The sequence below is a fragment of the Deinococcus apachensis DSM 19763 genome, assembly GCF_000381345.1.
GTDB classification, from domain to species: domain Bacteria; phylum Deinococcota; class Deinococci; order Deinococcales; family Deinococcaceae; genus Deinococcus; species Deinococcus apachensis.
Map to the genome: position 1 here is coordinate 14,524 of NZ_KB906421.1, position 17,367 is coordinate 31,890.

At 65.2% G+C, this 17,367-nt stretch carries 14 protein-coding genes; 2 read left to right on the top strand and 12 right to left on the bottom strand.

Annotation, left to right across the window (positions count from 1 at the left end):
* Window positions 1-139: 139 nt before the first annotated feature.
* Complete coding sequence (locus tag F784_RS0120185; protein WP_157465407.1) at window positions 140-769, top strand: hypothetical protein; 630 nt, start codon at window positions 140-142, stop codon at window positions 767-769.
* A 542-nt stretch (window positions 770-1,311) separates the two neighbouring features.
* On the opposite strand, the gene F784_RS24010 is transcribed toward F784_RS0120185, so the two are convergent.
* The 12 genes from F784_RS24010 to F784_RS0120245 form a co-directional block, all read right to left on the bottom strand.
* Entirely contained in the window at window positions 1,312-3,297 is a 1,986-nt protein-coding gene (locus F784_RS24010; RefSeq protein ID WP_019588531.1) for an SUMF1/EgtB/PvdO family nonheme iron enzyme, read from the bottom strand.
* Window positions 3,294-5,411, bottom strand: a complete 2,118-nt coding sequence (locus tag F784_RS0120195; RefSeq protein WP_026332617.1) for an ADP-ribosylglycohydrolase family protein — start codon at window positions 5,409-5,411, stop codon at window positions 3,294-3,296. The genes F784_RS24010 and F784_RS0120195 overlap by 4 nt, the downstream gene beginning before the upstream one ends.
* Before the next feature lie 2 nt (window positions 5,412-5,413).
* The gene (locus tag F784_RS24015; RefSeq protein ID WP_019588533.1) at window positions 5,414-6,280 is read right to left on the bottom strand and encodes an alpha/beta hydrolase; all 867 of its coding nucleotides are present in this window, start codon (window positions 6,278-6,280) and stop codon (window positions 5,414-5,416) included.
* Window positions 6,277-7,494: a CaiB/BaiF CoA transferase family protein gene (locus F784_RS0120205; RefSeq protein ID WP_019588534.1), complete on the bottom strand. Its 1,218-nt coding sequence runs from the start codon at window positions 7,492-7,494 to the stop codon at window positions 6,277-6,279. The genes F784_RS24015 and F784_RS0120205 overlap by 4 nt, the downstream gene beginning before the upstream one ends.
* Window positions 7,491-8,348 (bottom strand): HpcH/HpaI aldolase/citrate lyase family protein, encoded by an 858-nt coding sequence (locus tag F784_RS0120210; protein WP_169405721.1) that lies wholly within the window; start codon window positions 8,346-8,348, stop codon window positions 7,491-7,493. Before F784_RS0120210 ends, F784_RS0120205 begins: the two co-directional genes overlap by 4 nt.
* 11 nt (window positions 8,349-8,359) lie before the next feature.
* On the bottom strand, window positions 8,360-9,682 hold the full coding sequence (locus tag F784_RS0120215; protein WP_019588536.1) for an ADP-ribosylglycohydrolase family protein: 1,323 nt from the start codon (window positions 9,680-9,682) through the stop codon (window positions 8,360-8,362).
* Window positions 9,679-10,851, bottom strand: coding sequence for an ADP-ribosylglycohydrolase family protein (locus F784_RS0120220; protein ID WP_019588537.1), 1,173 nt, complete (start codon window positions 10,849-10,851; stop codon window positions 9,679-9,681). Before F784_RS0120220 ends, F784_RS0120215 begins: the two co-directional genes overlap by 4 nt.
* 43 nt (window positions 10,852-10,894) lie before the next feature.
* Window positions 10,895-12,187, bottom strand: coding sequence for an ABC transporter substrate-binding protein (locus tag F784_RS24020; protein ID WP_019588538.1), 1,293 nt, complete (start codon window positions 12,185-12,187; stop codon window positions 10,895-10,897).
* 91 nt (window positions 12,188-12,278) lie between these two features.
* Window positions 12,279-13,079 carry a carbohydrate ABC transporter permease gene (locus tag F784_RS0120230; protein ID WP_211211921.1) on the bottom strand — a complete coding sequence of 267 codons (801 nt, stop codon included), beginning with the start codon at window positions 13,077-13,079 and terminating at the stop codon, window positions 12,279-12,281.
* 29 nt (window positions 13,080-13,108) lie between these two features.
* Window positions 13,109-13,975 (bottom strand): carbohydrate ABC transporter permease, encoded by an 867-nt coding sequence (locus tag F784_RS0120235; protein WP_019588540.1) that lies wholly within the window; start codon window positions 13,973-13,975, stop codon window positions 13,109-13,111.
* Between the two features lie 56 nt (window positions 13,976-14,031).
* Window positions 14,032-15,087, bottom strand: coding sequence for a LacI family DNA-binding transcriptional regulator (locus tag F784_RS25640; RefSeq protein WP_083939308.1), 1,056 nt, complete (start codon window positions 15,085-15,087; stop codon window positions 14,032-14,034).
* A gap of 576 nt (window positions 15,088-15,663) precedes the next feature.
* Complete coding sequence (locus F784_RS0120245; RefSeq protein WP_019588542.1) at window positions 15,664-16,755, bottom strand: IS701 family transposase; 1,092 nt, start codon at window positions 16,753-16,755, stop codon at window positions 15,664-15,666.
* A 73-nt stretch (window positions 16,756-16,828) separates the two neighbouring features.
* Between F784_RS0120245 and F784_RS0120250 the strand changes: the two genes are divergently transcribed.
* The gene (locus tag F784_RS0120250) at window positions 16,829-17,269 is read left to right on the top strand and encodes a helix-turn-helix domain-containing protein (protein ID WP_019588543.1); all 441 of its coding nucleotides are present in this window, start codon (window positions 16,829-16,831) and stop codon (window positions 17,267-17,269) included.
* Window positions 17,270-17,367 lie beyond the last annotated feature (98 nt).

Genomic DNA, 17,367 nt, shown 5'->3' on the forward strand with positions numbered 1-17,367 from the left:
GCCGGACAACAAGCAGACCCGATTGGACAGCGGACTGGGGCAAGCTGACGACGGCAAAGGGGAACGCGCCTTGAGGTCGACCCGCGAAGTGCTCGCAAACGTCATGCTTCTGCCACCCTGCCGCCTCTACGCTCGATGCATGCATGTTACCCGCTCCATTCTCGGCGCTCTGCTCGGCTTTGCGCTGCTTGGCTGTTCCGCATCTCCCGCCCCGACCTCGGAGTTCGATTGGTTTACGGTTCTTTCAAAGCTCAGGTCGGGCGACTTGGCCTCGAGCCATGCGCTCGATAAGTTCATCGAGACCGAAAACTTCGTTCGCTCGGGCACGATTGGGAGCGGCGACCCGTGGAACGACATGCTCTACAGTGGCACGCACCTCGGGCACGAGGTCACGGCGCGGATTTTCAACGACTTCGACTCGCACGATCCGCCGAATTCCATTCAATTCACGGTGCACACGGACGACGTTCTCACGTCTGCTCGTTCGCTGCAAACGCATCTGCTCAAGAAGTACCCGTTGCAGACGACCTTCAAACGCATTCCCGGTCATGTGAAGACGGAACAGGCGTTCGACGAGTTTCTCTACGCGAGGAGCGTCGGGCAGGATGTCGGGTTCGGCCTGCTCGACGTGTGGGGTGTGAACATTGCGACCGTGATTCCGGAGTTCAAGCCGCGCGACGAGTTCTGCACGCTTCGCCTGCAGGTCGAGCGTGACCGAGGTACGGAGCGCTTGACCTTGTCGCTGACATATCACGTGGACGACGAGTAATCCCCCAGCTTCCGCCTGGCAGGGAAAATCTCGGGAGAACCTTGGGGCGCTCAAGTCCGATCAAGCTCAAACTCGTCTTGACTTCGGCTGCCACATTGACCATGCCCGCCACCGCACCTGTGGCAGTGGAACGTTTGACGTCAACGTCCCCACCAGGGACTGAAGAAGGCAGTCGGTATGAACCACTTCGAGGGCCGTTCTTGGCAGGGCTGCATCACCATGCCATGGTGTGCGTTGATCGTAGTCGCCATCCTTGAGCCTGGAGTAGGCAGGCGACAGGTCACCCTCCCCGCCATCGAGACCCAGCACAAACCCTCGGAAAGGGAAATCGAGGGTCACCGCCAGGGTCCGGTCAGCGAGAGGTGTAGGCTTAAACCGCTTCAGCTCCTGTTGCGCCTGATCAAAGGGTTTCGAGCAAGTCAGGATCTGTTGGGTGGTCCTGGCAGATCGGACCTGCCACTGGGCGTATTGGCACGAGTGGAAGTGACGGGCTCAGCTTCCCCCCGCCCAGCTCAACACACAAACGGCCACAACCCCTGGCGTCATCCCCACTCCCTGAGGGTGACGGCACAGCGGAACCCCACGGTGGCACGTCGGTTTATTCCAGGGGAGCCCAGCAGGAGCTTGCTGGTAAAGGCGGGTGGACGGGGACCACCGTCCGCGTACCACTCCGACCCCTGGGCCGCAAAGTCGCTCCCTCCCTTGAGCAGGCAGAAGCGAGTATGGCCGTCAGTGTGCTCGCTCTCGGTCCAGTTCCACACCCGGGGGACCGGTCCGTCTACTGCGGGACGTGTGAACGCGAGGGGCTGGGTTTCGAACGCGTGCTGCCACTCCGTTTCTGTGGGAAGGCGCTTCCCGGCCCAGAGGGCGTAAGCCTGGGCATCGTCAAGGTCCACCCAGGTGACGGGCTGGTTCACCTCTTCCGAAAGGGGCTCGCCCCGATGCCAGTGATCCAGAAATCGCTCGGTGTGGGAGGGCCGGTAGCCACTCGAGCACAGGAACTCAAGGAACTCGCCGTTCGTGACCTCCCGCTGGTCGAGAGCATAGGTCACGAGATTGACCATCTGGACTTCCTCGACCGGCGTGTGAAGACGTGGAAACTTCGGTCGCCACTCGTTGACGAACGGCGCGGCGACCGTGGTCCCACACTCGCGCAGACGGAAGACGCTGCGCATCTCGCCCGACCAGGCGGGGACAGCGATCATCCCCTCGGGCAGGTATGTGCAAATGTGAACCGGTGGTGGCTCGATCCGCCGCACCTGCCGCTCAGGAAACGCCGTATCCGGTTCAATGCTCGTGTTCCTCTCACGTTGTTGGGCGAGAAACCCCTGGAGCCTCCCGTCCAGCCGCTCGGGCTCTAGGGCGAGGAAGGCCGCCACGCCCCGCCCCGCAAGCCTGCCCCCAAACTCCCACGTTTCTCCCCGGCGTCCTCCCTCGGCCAACTCGCCGGTGATGAGGTCGAAGCAGAGGGTCTGCTCGTCCGCTTCAACTTCGAGCAGTGGTCCCGACACGTCTGCCTCACCCCGGTTGACCAAGGTCCAGAGTCTCAGGCCGTCGCCCTGCCACAGGCTGGCGTAGACACGCGGCTGCAGGGTCGGCATGAGCGGAACCCAGCCCTCACCGGAGAAGAGATGGGAAAAGGCACGTTGCACGCTGATCATGGCCCGCAGGAGTGATCGGTCACGGGCGTGCCAGCCATTCCAGGAGCCGAAGACGTTTTCCCAGACCAGGATGCCCGCCCCATTCATCCAGGCCGAGTGCAGCTCCTCGGAGTGGTCGCGGTCCCAGCGGCGCGTGTGGTGCATCATGTGGCGGCGCTCGAACCAGCGGTTGCGCAGCACGCCGGGGGCCTCCGTGTCGGGGTACCACTGGGCCCAGGACATCTGATGGTCGTGGACCCGCTCCAGGGGCAGGGTGGACTCGGATTCGAGCGCCACCCCCGGCCGGGCCTCGTCCAGCCGGGTCCGCAGGTTGCTGGAGCCGTGGCGCATCGTATCCAGGAAAACGCCGTCAGCGTCTGCCTCACCAACGAGTTCGGCCAGGGCTGCGAGGTGCCCACCGGGCTCAGGTCGAGTCCCGGTATCCCAGGGGTTGTAATTGAGGAAGACGCGAACACGCCCGAGGTGGAGGGCCGCCACGAGTTCGCGCAGGCCCTGAAGTCCTCCTGGACCGTCACGGTAGACATCAAACTGGTTGCGCCCATCGAAGCCCAGGTTCGGGTAGGCGTGCCACAGCACCACGGCGTCGTATCCACCGAATTCCCGCCGACCGTGTTCGAGGAAGCGCTCGGGCGTGAAGCGGTTACTGTGGCGGTCGTAGAAGAGCTCGTCCCAGAGCATGACCATGCAGCAGACGTAGCACCCCGGCACCCAGGCGAACGCGGCTTGTTGGTAGGTGCCGCCGTCATAATCGAGGGCCTGCCTCGTCTCGTTCCGCCACTGTGCAAGTGCCGTGCGCCACGCTTCCCAGCCCGCCGGGTCCTCGGGGGCGGGAATCAGACGTTCGGCCGAGAAGTCCGGTGTGTTCACAACGGCTCGACCCGGACGGGCCCGCTCGAAAGCCAGCCCTCCTCCACCAGAAGGGCGACGCCCCCCTCCAGCAGAGGTTCGGCCTCGTCGTGAGCTTCCAGGAGGGGCGTGCCGTCAAGGAGGCCGCGCAGCCGCCCACCCTGGACCTCCAGGCGCAGCCGGTGCGTCTCACTGAATGACCACGCACATGCGGCCTCGGCCAGCACGCGCTCACCCCCGCAGGTTTTGACCAGCCGGAGGGCGCCGGGGACGAGCACCAGGGCGTAGTGACGGCGCAACCCCTGGAAGCGGGCCACCAGTCCAGCGGCCAGGGCCACTTGCACCGTGAGGTCGGCCTCGACGGCGTAGTTCGTCCAGTCGCGGCTGCCCTGCGAGATCAGGCCGACGCCGCGGTTCTGAAGCAGCCGGTAGGGTTCGGGCGCGCGTGCGTCCTGCTGCTCGACAGCATTCACCCAGGCGCGCCGCCACATCGTGCCCTCCCCAGGTGGTCCCGGCCGTCCCAGGGTGACATCTGGCGCTCCGCTCCAGTCGAGGGAATCGAGATACACCGTGCCTGGCGACCGACTCTCCAGTTCGACGCCGACCTCGGCGACCGGCAAGCCGCCCAGGTCCGGCACCTGCCATTCGAGGATGGCCCGTTCCCCGGGCGCGAGCGAGGTGAGGGGGCCGTGCTGGAACTCGCACATGTCACCCGCGTCGTAGTACCGCAGGCACAAGCGGACGCTGACCGGTTCCGGGTTGTCCGTGCTGGCCTCGACCTCGGCTTGGACCTGCTGGCCCGGATACAGGCTCGGCGAGGCGAGCAGCGTGTAGTTCCAGCCACCCCCGGCACCCCGGGCGTAGGGCACGTTCGGCGGCTCGGGTACCCCGGGTGGCAGGAAGGTGCGCGTCATCGCCCGGCCCGTGCTCCCTTGGCCCGGGCGGAAGCGCAGGGTGAGGCTGCGCTCCCCCAGCCGACTGTGGCCTGAGACGTTCTCCAGGTCAAGCCCCTCGCCAACAAAGCCCTGGACGGCGCCCGGTGCGGAGAAATGGAACTTCGCGCCACCCTTCGGAGCGAGGGGCTCCTCCCCGGCCAGGGCGCGGCCGATGTTGGTAACTTCCACTGCGACCGTGAGCGCGTCGGTGATCGCCCGGCCACCCTCGGCGCCCGGAAGGTAGAGGCGGTCAGCCAGGGGCCCCCGCCAGTCCGGGTTTCCTGTAAGCGCCGCCAGGCCGCCTCGCAGGGCCAGCAGGCACCCGACGTTGCCGGAGTTGCAGTCGGTGTCCCAGCCGCAGGTGTTGGCAATCGTCAGCGTCCGGTGAAAGTCGCCGTCCCCATACAGCAGGGCCAGCACGATCACCCCGTGGTTGGGCACGACGTGGACATTGCCAGGAAACCTGTCGTACCCGTAATGTTCCTGGAGTCTGGCCCGCGCCGCCCGCCAGTCCGGTTCTTCTTGATGCCACCCCCGCAGGTCCCGGTGCAGGCGGGCAATCATGCTGTCCCCAGGAATGACTTCCAATGCCACGTCGAGCAGCCGCTCGAGGTCCGTCTCCATGAAGGAGAGTGCCTCCATGGCGGCGAGCGCGACCGCAGCGTGCACGGCCTCGCCGTCGTGGCTGACGCTGGCGGCCCGCCGCGCCAGGCTCGCGGCCCTCTGGGGGTCGCCCGGCGTCACCATCGCCCAGCCGTCGATAAAGATCTGCGCCCCGATCTGCTCGGCAATGGTACGGCCGTTGCGCTCTATGGAGCCGCTCTCGGGCGCCGGGACCCCCGCCTTGAGGCGCAGGTACGCCGTCTGCTCGGTGGAATTGCCAAAACCTCCCCACCACAGGCAGGTCCGGCCCTCAACGATATGGTTGAGCCATGTCTCGCCTATGTCGGCGGGCGTGAGGTCGAACCGGTTCCCGTGCTCGGGCAGCGCTCGCGGGAAGGTGAAGGTCCCGGTCAGGTCGTCGTCCGGAAGGACGAGCGGCCAGCCGCGGTGTTCATGCACGTAGCGGTCGAGTTCACCGAAGGTGGCGGTGATGCGCTCATGGCTCCAGCCTTCGACCGGTCGGCCCAGGTAGACGCCAATCATCTTACCGAGAACACCTGCGTAGACACGCTCCAGGTAGTCGGGGGGAGTCAACATGGTCACCTCGCGTGCCGTCCGGGAAGGACGAGGCGCACGCCTTCCAGAAAGGCGGGCCGCCACACACTCCAGTCATGACCGCCGGGGAGGACACGCAGGTGTGACGTGATGCCCCTCCCGCGTAGCCGCGCGTGCAGCAGGGCGACCTGCACTTCGACGTTCATCCTCAGGTCCGGGTGGGCGTAATCGGCGTCGCCGGAAGCCACGAAGAAGCACCCTGCGGGCGACGGCAGGCGTTCGAGCGCTGCCGGGTAGTTCAGGGCCCTCCAACAGCCGGGGTCGAAGGGCTCCCCAAAGGCAGGCAGCGCCCGCGCACTCGAACCTGCAGGTGGCACATCCTCGTAGATGGCGGGGCTGAGCAACACCGCGCCCCCGAACAGGTCCGGACGGGTGAGGGCGTAGCGCAGAACTCCGAAGCCGCCCATCGAATACCCGGCCAGCGCCCGGGCACCGCGGTGCTCCAGGGTACGGTAGCGGGTGGCAATGTGCGGCAGGAAGTCGGCGAAAAAGGCGGTTTCGAATCTCTCGCGGGCGTCCACGCACCAGCTTGAGCCGAAATCGGGCATCAGGGCCAGGAGGGGACGCACGCTGAACGTGCCGATCTCGGCGTCGAGCAGAGTTTGAACCGCTCCTTCGGTCGCCCATGAGGTCTCGTCCCCGCCACGTCCATGCAGCAGGTACAGAACGGGAAAGCAATCCTTCGACCGCTCATAGTCAGGAGGCAGATAGACGCTGTAGCGCCACCACCGGCCGAGAACGGGGGAGAAGAACCCGGTGCTGAGAAGCTGGCTGCCAGCCACGGCGGGAGGTTCCCCATTCCCGCTCCCGGCCCGGGCGTGCGGGCCATGGAGGGCCTCTCCCTCACTCACGGCTCCCCTCCGGCGGGTTCTGGTGGCTCACGGCCAAGCAGGTCTCGGTAGATGGCGTCGGTGTCCGCCCCGATAGGCGTGCGGCCGGGGAAGCGGATGCGCCCCGGGGTGAGGGAGAGGCGGGGCAGCACATTCGGCATCAGCGCAGTGCCGAGGTCCTCGTCGGGAACCTCGACCAGGGACTGGCGGGCTCGGTACTGCTCGTCCTCCACGATCTGGTCGATGCTGTACACGGGCGCGAGGGGTGCCTCGATCTCCCGGAAGCGCGCGAGCACCACGTCGAGATCGTGCGTGGCAATCCAGTCGGCGATCAGGGCGTCGAGTTCGTCCGCATTTCTGCGCCGCGCCGCCGCGTCCCTGAACCGCGCGTCCTCGCACAGCTCAGGGCGTCCGATCACGACCAACATCCGGTTCACGACCTGCTGCGTTCCGCCCGAGAGGGCCACCCAGCGTTCGTCACGGGTGCGGTAGGTGTTGCGGGGCGAGGTGCGCTGCGAGCGGTTGCCGCGGCGGGTCTGCACCGTGCCGGTCTGGGCGTACTCGATGGCCTGAGGGCCCAGGATCGAGAAGAGCGGCTCGTACAGGCTGAGGTCGACCACCTGGCCGCGCCCACCTTTTGCGTCGCGCCAGTACAGGGCCATCATGACGGCGTACGTGCCCGCGAGGGCCGCCACTCCATCAGCAAGCCCGAAGGGCGGCAGCGTGGGCGGCCCGTCGGCGGTGCCAGTGATGAAGGCGAAGCCGGAGAACGCCTCGGCGAGCGTGCCGAACCCCGGCTGCGCGCTGAGCGGACCGGTCTGCCCGAAGCCGCTCACCCGCGCCATCACCAGCCCGGGGTTGTCCGCGCTGAGCTGCTCGTAGCCGAGGCCCCAGCTCTCCAGACGGCCGGGGCGGAAGTTCTCGACGACCACGTCAGCCCAGCGGCACAGGTCAAGCACGGTCTCGCGGTCGGTTTCCCGGTGGAGGTCGAGTGAGAGCAGACGCTTGTTGCGCGAGATCACCTTCCACCACAGCGGGATGTCCCCACGCTCAGTCATCTTGGATAGACCCCAACGCCGGGCGTCGTCACCGCGGGGGTGCTCGACCTTGACCACCTCCGCCCCGAAGTCGCCCAGGGTTGTGGCGATCAATGGCCCGGCGTACAGGCTCGACAGGTCGAGCACCCGCACGCCTTCGAGGGGTAGTGGGGTCGTGTGCGAGCCGGGCGCCGTCATCCAGACCGCCCAGCCTGCCGCAACACTTCTCGCGCCCGGGCGGCCACCGGCGCGTCGATCATCCGGCCGTCCAGGGCGAAGGCCCCGATGCCAGCCGCCGCGTGGCGGTCGAATTCCAGCGTGACCCGCTCCGCCCAGGCGAGCTGGGCGGCCGAGGGCGCGAAGGCGGCCTCAATCACGGGGAGCTGCGCCGGATGGATGGCGTGCTTTCCGCCGAAGCCGAGGTCCCGGGCGGCCCGTGCTTCGCTCCGCAAGCGCTCGAGGTCGCGGAATTCCGCTGAAGCGCCGTCATGCGGCGCTTCCAGCCCGGCGGCCGCGGACGCCTGAACAAGCGCCACTTTGGCCTGCAGGACCGTGAGGGAAAGCCCGCCTTCGGGCGGCCAGTCCAGCCCGAGGTCGCGGCTGTAGTCGGCCGCCCCGAAGCACAGGCCCCGCAGACGTGGGGTGCAGGCCGCGATGAGCCCGGCCCTCGCCACTCCCTTCGCCGTTTCCAGCGTCGCCATGAGCGTGACCGAACCGAGCGGCAGGTCCCGGCGCCGTTCAAGTTCTCCGATCAGCCAGTCCACGACGGCCAAGTCACGCTCCGACTCCACCTTGGGCAGGTTGATTCCTTCCAGCCCCGGCCGCACCACCGCGTGGAGGTCGTCGTAGAGTTCAGCCGTGTCGGCGGCGTTCACCCGCACCCACAGGTGCTTTTCCGCAGGGGCATGGTCGAGGGCTTCCGCGATCAGAACGCGGGCCTGCGCCTTGGCTCCCGCCGCCACTCCGTCCTCCAGGTCGAGAAGCAGGGCCTGGGCAGGCAGCGTCCCGATCTTGCCGAGCTTACGCTCGTCGCTGCCGGGAACGAAGAGCATGGCTGGCCACATCAGTGCGCGTTCTCCGGCAGGGCCGCGCGTGCCCACCCAATCTGGGCCAGGGTCCGGCGTGTCAGCTCGTCGATGCTCATGTTGTCAAACCCCCGAAGGCTGGAACGCACCCGACCCTGGAGGGGCTCGCTCCAGCGCAGCGGCACCTCCCCGTTGAGTGTCCCGAGAATGGAGCCGACGGTGGCTCCATTACAGTCCGTGTCCCAGCCACCCATGACGGCCAGACAGATTGAGGTCGAAAAGTCACCCCGGCCATACACCAGGGCGGCCGTGACGAGGGCCGCGTTGTTGATCGCGTGCACCCAGTGGTAGTGACCCAGCCGGGCGTACAGCAGGTCCAGAGCCCCTTCCCAATCAGGCGCGGCGTCGGGCAGCGTGAGCGCGAACTTCACAGCCTGGGCCAGGCGCCCCTCAGGGGGAATGACGGTGAGTCCGGCACGTACCACCGCCCGGGGGTCAGTTTCGGTGAAGGACGCCGCCACCATAGCCGCCACCCACATCTCCGCGTGGACCCCGTTGCCGGTGTGGCTGAGCTCCGCGTCCCGCCGGGCCAGCGTGGCGGCCAGGGCGGGTTGGCCCGGGGCAGCCCAGCCCCACATGTCGGCCCGAATCTGCGCGCCGATCCACTCCCGGTACGGGTTCCGGTGGCGGGCCGTTTCAGGAGGGTCCCTCTTGTCCAGCAGGTTCTGGTACGCCACACGTTCAGCAGTGAACGTGCTCAGGACGGGGAGCATCGAGAGCCAGGCCGTAGCCACGTCGTCGGTGGTGAAGGACAGTCCCGCCGTTTCCAGCACGGCGAGGTTCAGCATGGCGAAGTTAATGTCGTCGTCCTCGGGCATGCACGCGATGTTCTCGCGCAGGCTGGTCGGTGCGCTGGCCCGGTTCCAGGGATAGCGGGCCAGCACCTCCTCCGGCACGCCCTCGGCGGTGAAGTAGTCGTCGAGCGGCCAGCGACCGCTGGACGTCAGCAGAGCACGAATACCCTCCCGCGGAATTTTCTCGACGGGCTTGCCCAGCAGGCAGCCGGCCATGCGGCCTGTCCAGCCGGCCCGCACGCGGCGTTCCAGGTCCGCGGACGGCAGTGCCGGGGCCCCCGCCTGCAGATCCAGCGGAGGGTCGGGAGGGGCTGGCTGCGCTTCGGAGAGCAGGCGGGCCTGGTCAAGCAGGTGGGCAGCCGCGGCACGCCGGACGCCTACGTCGGCACCGCCCACCTCAGCCCAGGCGTGCTGAAGTTCCGCCGGATCAGCCCCCTCCTCGCGCAGCTGACGGAACTCATGCTCCAGCCGCTCTTCCAGGGCGAGCCAGGTGACGCGGACGCTCAAATGGGGACCTCCCCCGGGGTAGGTTCCGTCATCGGCAGGGCCACTGGAAATCCCCTGACCCGCCGGGCGAAGCGTTCCTGGTCCTGGGCGAACAGCTCCCGCGCGACCCTGGCCAGCCCGGCGGCCACGGCATGAAGGTCCTTGCGGCTGCGCTCCTGGATCAGGGCCGACCAGTGGGATGGCACGACGTATGCGCCGTGCAGCGCGCCCGCGATGGCCCCTCCCATTCCGGCGATGGAATCCGAGTCACGGCCGTAGTTCACCCCGCCGAAGACCGTATCCAGGTAGTTCCCGCCCGTGGCGACCAGCATCCCCAGCGCCACCGGCAGTTCCTCGATGGCCTTGGTGCGGCTGGGCTTGCGTGCGTCGAGGGCTGGCGCGCGGTAGTCCTCCCCGACGCTATCAAAGGGGCGCACAGCGTCTCGCAGGACCGGGATGGCCCGCCGCCAGTCCTGTACCCCTCGCGCCGCTTCCGTGACGGCCAGGATGGCTGCCCGGGTGCCGTCATGGGCGAGCCGGGTACAACACTGCACCACGGAGTCCACGGTGGCACCGGGGCGCAGCGCTTCGGCGACGGCGGCGGCCATCACCCCGGCGGCCTCACGGCCGTAACTCGACTGGTGGGCCCCGGCGATCTCAATGGCTTCCTGATAGGCGCCTTCAGGGTCTCCGGCGTTGACGATGCCCACGGGGGACATGTACATAGCTGCTCCGCAGTTCACCACGTTTCCCACCCCGGCCTCGCGGGGGTCGACGTGGGCGTGACGCAGCCGCAGCAGCAGGTACTTCTCCGCGTAGAACAGCCGGTTGACCAGCACTGTCTCGCGTTCGAACTCAGGCACGTAGGTCACGACGTCAGCGATTTCGGTGACGAGATGGTCCGCGATGTCAAAAGCACTGAGATGAGCCCGCACTGTTTCGTAGACGCTGGCCAGCGCCATCACCATCAGCGTATCGTCCGTGACGTGCCCGTCACCCTTGTGCAAGGGCGACAGAGGCCGCGCCGTCTGCCAGTCGGGGTGAAAGGGCCCCACGATGTCCAGGACGTCGCCACCGAACCGCTCCCTGATCGCCTCCGGAGTCCGCCCCTCGGTAGGCCCGCCAAGAGCGTCTCCCACAGCACCGCCGAGAATGCACCCCAGCGCCCCATCTTCAATGCTATCGGCCACGTTTCAACCTCCACGATTCCGGCCCCACGCACCGCAGGGCGAGTCACTTGTAATATCTGGAGAGAATTTCGTTGCCCTGCTGCTCGATTTGCCGGACTGCGTCATCGAGACTGATACGGTTGGCCAGCAATTGCTGGAAGGTGGGCGTCAGTACCTTCGTCCGGACCTCAGTGAAGCCGTTGACCTGCTGGAAGGGCGCCATGGTGAGGTACTTCGCGGATTCCGTGGCGGTTTTCCAGCCGTTGGCCTCCGACTGGAAGGGCGTGCCCCTCAGGGAGGACGTGCGGGTCGGGAACAGCCAGTCACCGGCCGCCAGTTTGCCGTTGTTCACCCGGTTCACGAAGCAGGTGATGAACTGCATCGCTTCCTTCTTGTGGGTCGAAGCGGTGGGGATGCTGAGCGTCTGGGTGGCTGAGCCCTGCTCCTGGCTCGTTGCCTTGATGGGGGGAAGGACACCCCAGTTAAAGCCCTTGGGGCCACTCTCGGCGATAGTTTGACGCGCCCAGACGCCGATGCCGGGCAGCATGGCGTACTTGCCCGAGAAAAAGCCGTTGAACAGCTCTGGGCTCTGTGCAGTCAGCCCGTCGGGCGAGGCGGACTTGTCGGTGTAGTGCATGTTGAGCAGGATCCGGAGCAGTGCTTTTTCCTTTTCCCCAACCCGCACCACATACTTGTTCCCACTCTTATAGAAGTAGTCCCCGCCGAAGCCCAGGGAGAGGTTGAGGATGCGGTTGGTCGGCGAGCGCAGGCCGAACGCGGAGCCGTACTGGTCGATGGTGCCGTCCCCGTTCTTGTCCTTGGTGAGCGCCTTGGACGCCTTCTGGAATTCCTCCCATGTCCAGGGCTTGGCAACGGTGGGTGGCCTGATACCGGCTTGCTTGAAAAGGTCCTTGTTGTAGAGCGTGATGAGAGACTCCCAGAGGAACGGAACCGCGTACACGCCACCAGCATCGTTGGTTACCGTCGCCCAGGCACCCTTGGCGATGTCCGCCTTCATCTCCGCAGGAATCATCTTGGACAGGTCTGTCAGGTACCCACGTGTCGCGAACTCCATCACGGGCGTCGACTCGTAGTGAAAGACGTCCGGCACATTCTTAGCCTCGAAGGAGGTCGTGAGATAATCCTGGATGGCATCCCAGGAGACCTGCTGATACTCGACCTGGTAACCGGCATTTTTGGCGTCGCAGGAGTTGATGACTTCCTTGGTGGCCGCTATGGCCTGGGTTTGCCAGGCGAGGCTGACGAAACGGATCTTCACCGGGGTTCGGGTCTGCGCGTTGGTTGAGGGCTGCAGGGCGGTGAGGAGCACAGCGGTGACCAGGGCAACGTTTTTCACAGTTCTTCCTCGCTTCAACACCAGGTCTGGATCGAACGAATGAACGGTGCGGCCAGGGGAAGATGGTCGGGATTGGGGCTCGGCACACCTCCTAGGCTTTGACGCCGCCAGCGAGCAGGCCTGACACCAAGCGGCGCTGCATGAAGGCGAAGAGGATCAGGGTTGGAATAGTGGCCAGGACGCTTCCCGCCGCCAGAGGCCCCCAGCGGGCGAGTCCCTCAATGCCCTTGAGCCGCGAGAGGTTCACCTGGATGGTGGTGAGTTCGGGAGACTTGAGCAGCACCAGGGCGAAAAAGAACTCGTTCCACGCGTTGATGAAGGCGTACAGGCCGGTCGCGACCAGCGCTGGCAGGATGAGCGGCACCAGAATGTGCCGGATGGCCTGGGCCTGCGTGGCTCCGTCCACGGCCGCCGCCTCCTCCAACTCGACAGGAATGCCAGTGATGTAGCCCTGGAGCATCCACAGCACGAACGGCAGGCTCCACACCACGTACACCAGGATCAGGCCGAGGTGGGTGTTGACCAAGTGCGCCCGGGCCAGAATCAGAAACAAGGGCACGATGATCAGAATCACCGGGAACGTCTGGGTGACCAGAATCCACACCATGACCGCGCGATTGACGCCCGTAGAGCGCCGGGCAAGGACGTAGGCTGCTGGCGTGGCGATAGCCAGTGTCAGGGCGGCAGAGATGAGGCTGATCTTGAACGTGTTGGCCGCACTCTGCAGGATCCCCAGGTCGCGGATGGCCACCCCGAAATTCTCCAGAGTCGGGGCTTTGGGAAGGAATGCCGTTGTGTTGAAAATCTCTGCCGTTGACTTCAGTGCCGTCGACAGCAGCCACACCACGGGGAAGGCGAGGAAGAGAACGAACAGCAGCAGCAGCAGGGACATGAGGGCTCGGGCAGGGGAGAATTTCACCTTCATGGCGTCTCCTTGCTGATTGCGGAACGGAACTGGCTGCGAACGCTGTAGAACAGGGTCACGCCGATGATCAGGACCATGGCCATGCCCAGGGCGGAGGCGTACGCGATGTTGCCGTAGCGAAAAGCCTCCTCGTACGCGAAGAGCATGGGCAGGCGGGTCGTTCCGGCGGGCCCGCCTTCTGTCAGGGTGTAGACCAGCCCGAAGGAATTGAAGTTCCACATGAATTCCAGCGCGGAAACCGCCAGGATGACCGGCATCATCAGCGGCAGCGTGACGTGACGGAACTGACCCCAGCTGGAGGCGCCGTCCAGGGCCGCCGCCTCTCTCAGATCCTCGGAAATGGTCTGCAGGCCAGCCAGAAGCACGACGGTGGCCTGAGGCAGGCCCGTCCAGATGCCCACGATGATCACGGCAGGCAGAGCCCAAGTGAAGTCGTTGAGCCAGTCGACCGGCGATTTCAACAGCCCAGCGGAGATCAGCGCAGCGTTCAGGAATCCGCTGGTCGGGTGGTACATCAGGCGCCAGATCATGCCCTTGATGACCGGCGGAATGGCCCAGGGAATCAGCACCAGAACGCGGGCCACCCCCTGTCCGGGCAACCGCGCGTTGAGCAGCAGCGCCAGGACCATGCCCAGAACGATGACTCCCAGGGTCACGCTGAACGTCCAGATCGCGCCGATTTGAAATGAACTCCAGAACTGGCGATCCGACAGCATCTTCGAGAAGTTGCCCAGGAAAATGAACTTCCGCTGCTCCGCACCAAGTGTGTAGTCGGTAAAGCCCAGGTACACGCCCTGAATCAACGGCAGGATCGACAGGAACACGACCGGAATCAGGGTGGGCAGGAACAGCCACCACGTCACCCGGGCGTACCCTCCTGATGACGATGAGCTGGAGGGTGCCTTTTTCCGGGGCAGGATCATCTCAGGTCTCCAGGTGGGTTCCCCACGGTGCTGGATTCCCGAACGACGAGGTGGGGCGTCACCGTCACGGTGTTCACTTCAGCATTCCCTCCTCCCGTGAGCCGGTCCAGCAGCATCCCTGCCGCAATTTGCCCACGTTCCCGGGCAAGCAGGGACACACTCGTCAGACTCGGCGTGCAGATAAGACCCTCTGGAATATCGTCCATGCCGACAACCGCCACATCATCAGGGGCGCGCCGTTTCAGTTCCCGCAGGCACTTCATGGCGCCTATGGCAATCAGATCGTTGGCGCAGAACAACGCGTCAATATCAGGATGTTTCGTCAGCAGGGCCATGGCCCCCTCATACCCGCCCGCGACGCTGAACTCCGTGTTGATCAGCCGGTGGGCCCGGTCATCCAGGCCATGTTGCCGGAGGGCTTGGAGGTAGCCTCGTCCCCGGACGATGGCAGGCACGGTGTTGCGAGGGCCGTTGAGAAAGGCGATATGTTTCCGGCCCTGAGCGACAAGGTGATCTATGGCCAGCCGCACGCCGTACTCGGAGTTGACCTGCACGTTGTCGACCCTGGCGATTTCGGCGAGGCCGCCAATGACACACACGGGACCTGATGCGTGTTGCAGCGAATGTGCCAACGGCTCCGTCATGCGCAGCGAGCACAGAATCATTCCGTCGACCCGACGCTGAGTCAGGGTTTCAAGCGCGTGAATCTCCTCCTGATCATAACCATCCGTACTGATTAGAGACAGATGGTAGTGGCGTTCTTTGACCACCTGCTGTACCGCCTTAGCCATAGCCACGTACACCGGGTTGCCAATGTCAGGAATAACCAGAGCGATAGTCTCGGATGCCTGACGCCTCAGGCTCTTGGCAGCGTGGTTGGGCAGGTAGTTCAATGCTGCTGCCGCAGCACGGACGCGCTCAGCAGTAGCGGCTGAGCAGCGTGGGCTTCCGTTCAGTGCCAGAGAAACTGTGCCAATAGACACGCCTGCATGACGGGCCACCTCGTGAATCGTCACTCTCACGCCAAGGTTCGTTGACGAATCGGACGCCATGGGGACCTCCGCTGATTGGTTGTTGAAACGTTTTAACAATAAGCACACCCGGTGTTTGCTGTCAAGGGAAAGGTTCTCCTGGTCCGGGTTGACCTTCGGCAGTTTGGGGTTGTGTGGCTGAGGGGTGGTGGATCCTCATCAAGGCCATCGGCCCGCCGCCTTGCTGGGCGGCGTCACTGATCAGACAACCCCGTTTAGGGCTTGAGCTCGAAGGGCTCGACCGGCACGCAGACGAGCAAAAATGGAGACGGTATGTGCAGATACCGCCTCCATCACAACTTAGGTCGTCGGACCGTCATTCGTTTGCTTCATCGTTGAGCCGGGCGTCGTCAGACACTCGATCGTTCCCAAGTTCTGTTCTCGTGCTTGTCGTGCCTGTGTTGAATAGCACGACCGTGAATTTGAGACGCACGCGCACGGCGAGATGTGATTCAGCCTTAAGGGAACAGGTGCTATCTGTAGCAGCTTCAAGAAGGTGGGTGCAGTAGGTCACGAGGGGCAGAGCCAACCCCGCGCCTAGTGGGCTGTCAGGAAAGGGGTGTCAGGGACTACCGCGGGGAACTGGGGCAGTTCTACTTATCTCTTGCACCTGGATAGGGTGAGTGAATAGCCGTGGTGGCGCAGGAATTTCTCCTCTCGCCAGACCTGTAGAGCAAGGCGCTGAACGACCAGCAGTGGCAGAGCCACCCGGGCGGCGACGTCCGCCGCTTGTTCCAGCGAGAGGGTGTCGGCCTGGCAGAGCATGGAGAGCGTGAACGCAGCAAAAACGAGCAGCACCCAGCGGTCCAGCCCCTGAGCGGTCCGCAACGCGAACCGATTCAGCCCGAAGCCATGCTTGGCCTCCTTGAAAAACGATTCGATGGCCCACCGCCACGCTCCCTCGCGGGCGACTTGGTCGCCCGCCAGCAGTTGTGACGCGACCGAGAAAAAGGTCCTCTCCCCTCGGTCGACCCGGGCCAGCGTCAGGGGCTCCCAGGGCCAGTTGGCGAGGTTCACCCAACTCCCGTGTTCGCAATGCTGCACAGTGACGTGACCCGGGTGGTCGGTGCGTCGAGTCGAGCGCACCCCGACCACGAACTCAAAGCCCAGGTCCCGCACGCCCTGAAGGAACGCCGACGACTCGAAACCGCTGTCGGCTAACACCCACACGTCGAAGCGGCGGCTCACTTCGGCAGGAACCGTGGTCAGGAGGTCCAAGGCGAGACGGACGGGGGCAGGGGACCCCTGCCCCCGGTACACCCGATACCCTACGGGGAACTTCAGGTCCCCGTACACCGCGTATAGCACCACCAGATGAATCCCGTAGACCTCGTTATAGACGCGTACGAAGGGCAAATCGCGTCCCGTCTTCGGGACACTGGTGAGGTCCACACACAGCCGCAAGCGTGGGTGGTGTTTGCGCCGCGCTGCGAGCAACAGGACCTCCCACTGGGCCTGGACGAGGGCCGTCCAGCAGGACGCCGTGTCCCACTCATACACGTTCAGGAGGCGACTCAGCGCACTGGCACTGACGGTGTGGGCTCGGTGGAGCGCCTTTTTCGTCTTCAGGTCGAGAAAGAGCCCCAGCGCAGCCTCCAGGCTGCGCTTCTGGTACGGACGGGTCGGGACAGCGAGGAGTGCGTCTGCCAGAATAGAGGCGCGCTCCCCGCGAAGCTTGAGGTTACACACACCCTCTTTCTCGCGTCTGAGGGCGCTTTTTCGCTACCTATTCAGGTGCAAGAGATGAGTTCTACGCTTGGGCATGAAGTACCTGGTGCAGTTGAAGGACGAGGAACGGACGCAGCTGCGGGCGTTGCTCAAGGTGGACAGCGCGCCCACCCGCAAGCTCACCCATGCCCGCATCCTCCTCAAAGCGGATCAGCAGGGAGCCGGACTGCACGACAAACTCATCGCTCAAGCCCTGGACGTCAACCCTCGAACGGTCCTTCGTGTGCGGCAACGCTACGTGCTGGACGGTCTGGAAGCTGCACTCGACCATCTGCGACCCCAACGCTTCAAACCCAAGAAACTCGACGAGCGCACCGAAGCGCACCTCATCGCGCTGGCGTGCAGTGCGGTGCCCGAGTCCCTCGGGCACAAGACCTGGACCTTGCGCCTCCTCGCCGACCAAATGGTCGAACTCGGTCACGTGGACGCCATCTCGCATGAAACCGTGCGGGTCTACCTCAAAAAAACATCCTGAAGCCGCACCTGCACGAACAATGGGTCATCCCACCCGAGCACAACGGCGCCTTCGTCGCTGCGATGGAGGACGTCCTGGATTTATACGCCCGGGAGTAC

What these genes read in the sequence shown, in the direction of transcription:
- F784_RS0120250 (WP_019588543.1), top strand. Translation starts at nt 16,829, where the DNA reads ATGAAGTACCTGGTGCAGTTGAAGGACGAGGAACGGACGCAGCTGCGG.
- F784_RS25640 (WP_083939308.1), bottom strand. Translation starts at nt 15,087, where the DNA reads ATGGCGTCCGATTCGTCAACGAACCTTGGCGTGAGAGTGACGATTCAC.
- F784_RS0120185 (WP_157465407.1), top strand. Translation starts at nt 140, where the DNA reads ATGCATGTTACCCGCTCCATTCTCGGCGCTCTGCTCGGCTTTGCGCTG.
- F784_RS0120195 (WP_026332617.1), bottom strand. Translation starts at nt 5,411, where the DNA reads ATGTTGACTCCCCCCGACTACCTGGAGCGTGTCTACGCAGGTGTTCTC.
- F784_RS0120210 (WP_169405721.1), bottom strand. Translation starts at nt 8,348, where the DNA reads ATGCTCTTCGTTCCCGGCAGCGACGAGCGTAAGCTCGGCAAGATCGGG.
- F784_RS0120230 (WP_211211921.1), bottom strand. Translation starts at nt 13,079, where the DNA reads ATGTCCCTGCTGCTGCTGCTGTTCGTTCTCTTCCTCGCCTTCCCCGTG.
- F784_RS0120205 (WP_019588534.1), bottom strand. Translation starts at nt 7,494, where the DNA reads ATGACGGCGCCCGGCTCGCACACGACCCCACTACCCCTCGAAGGCGTG.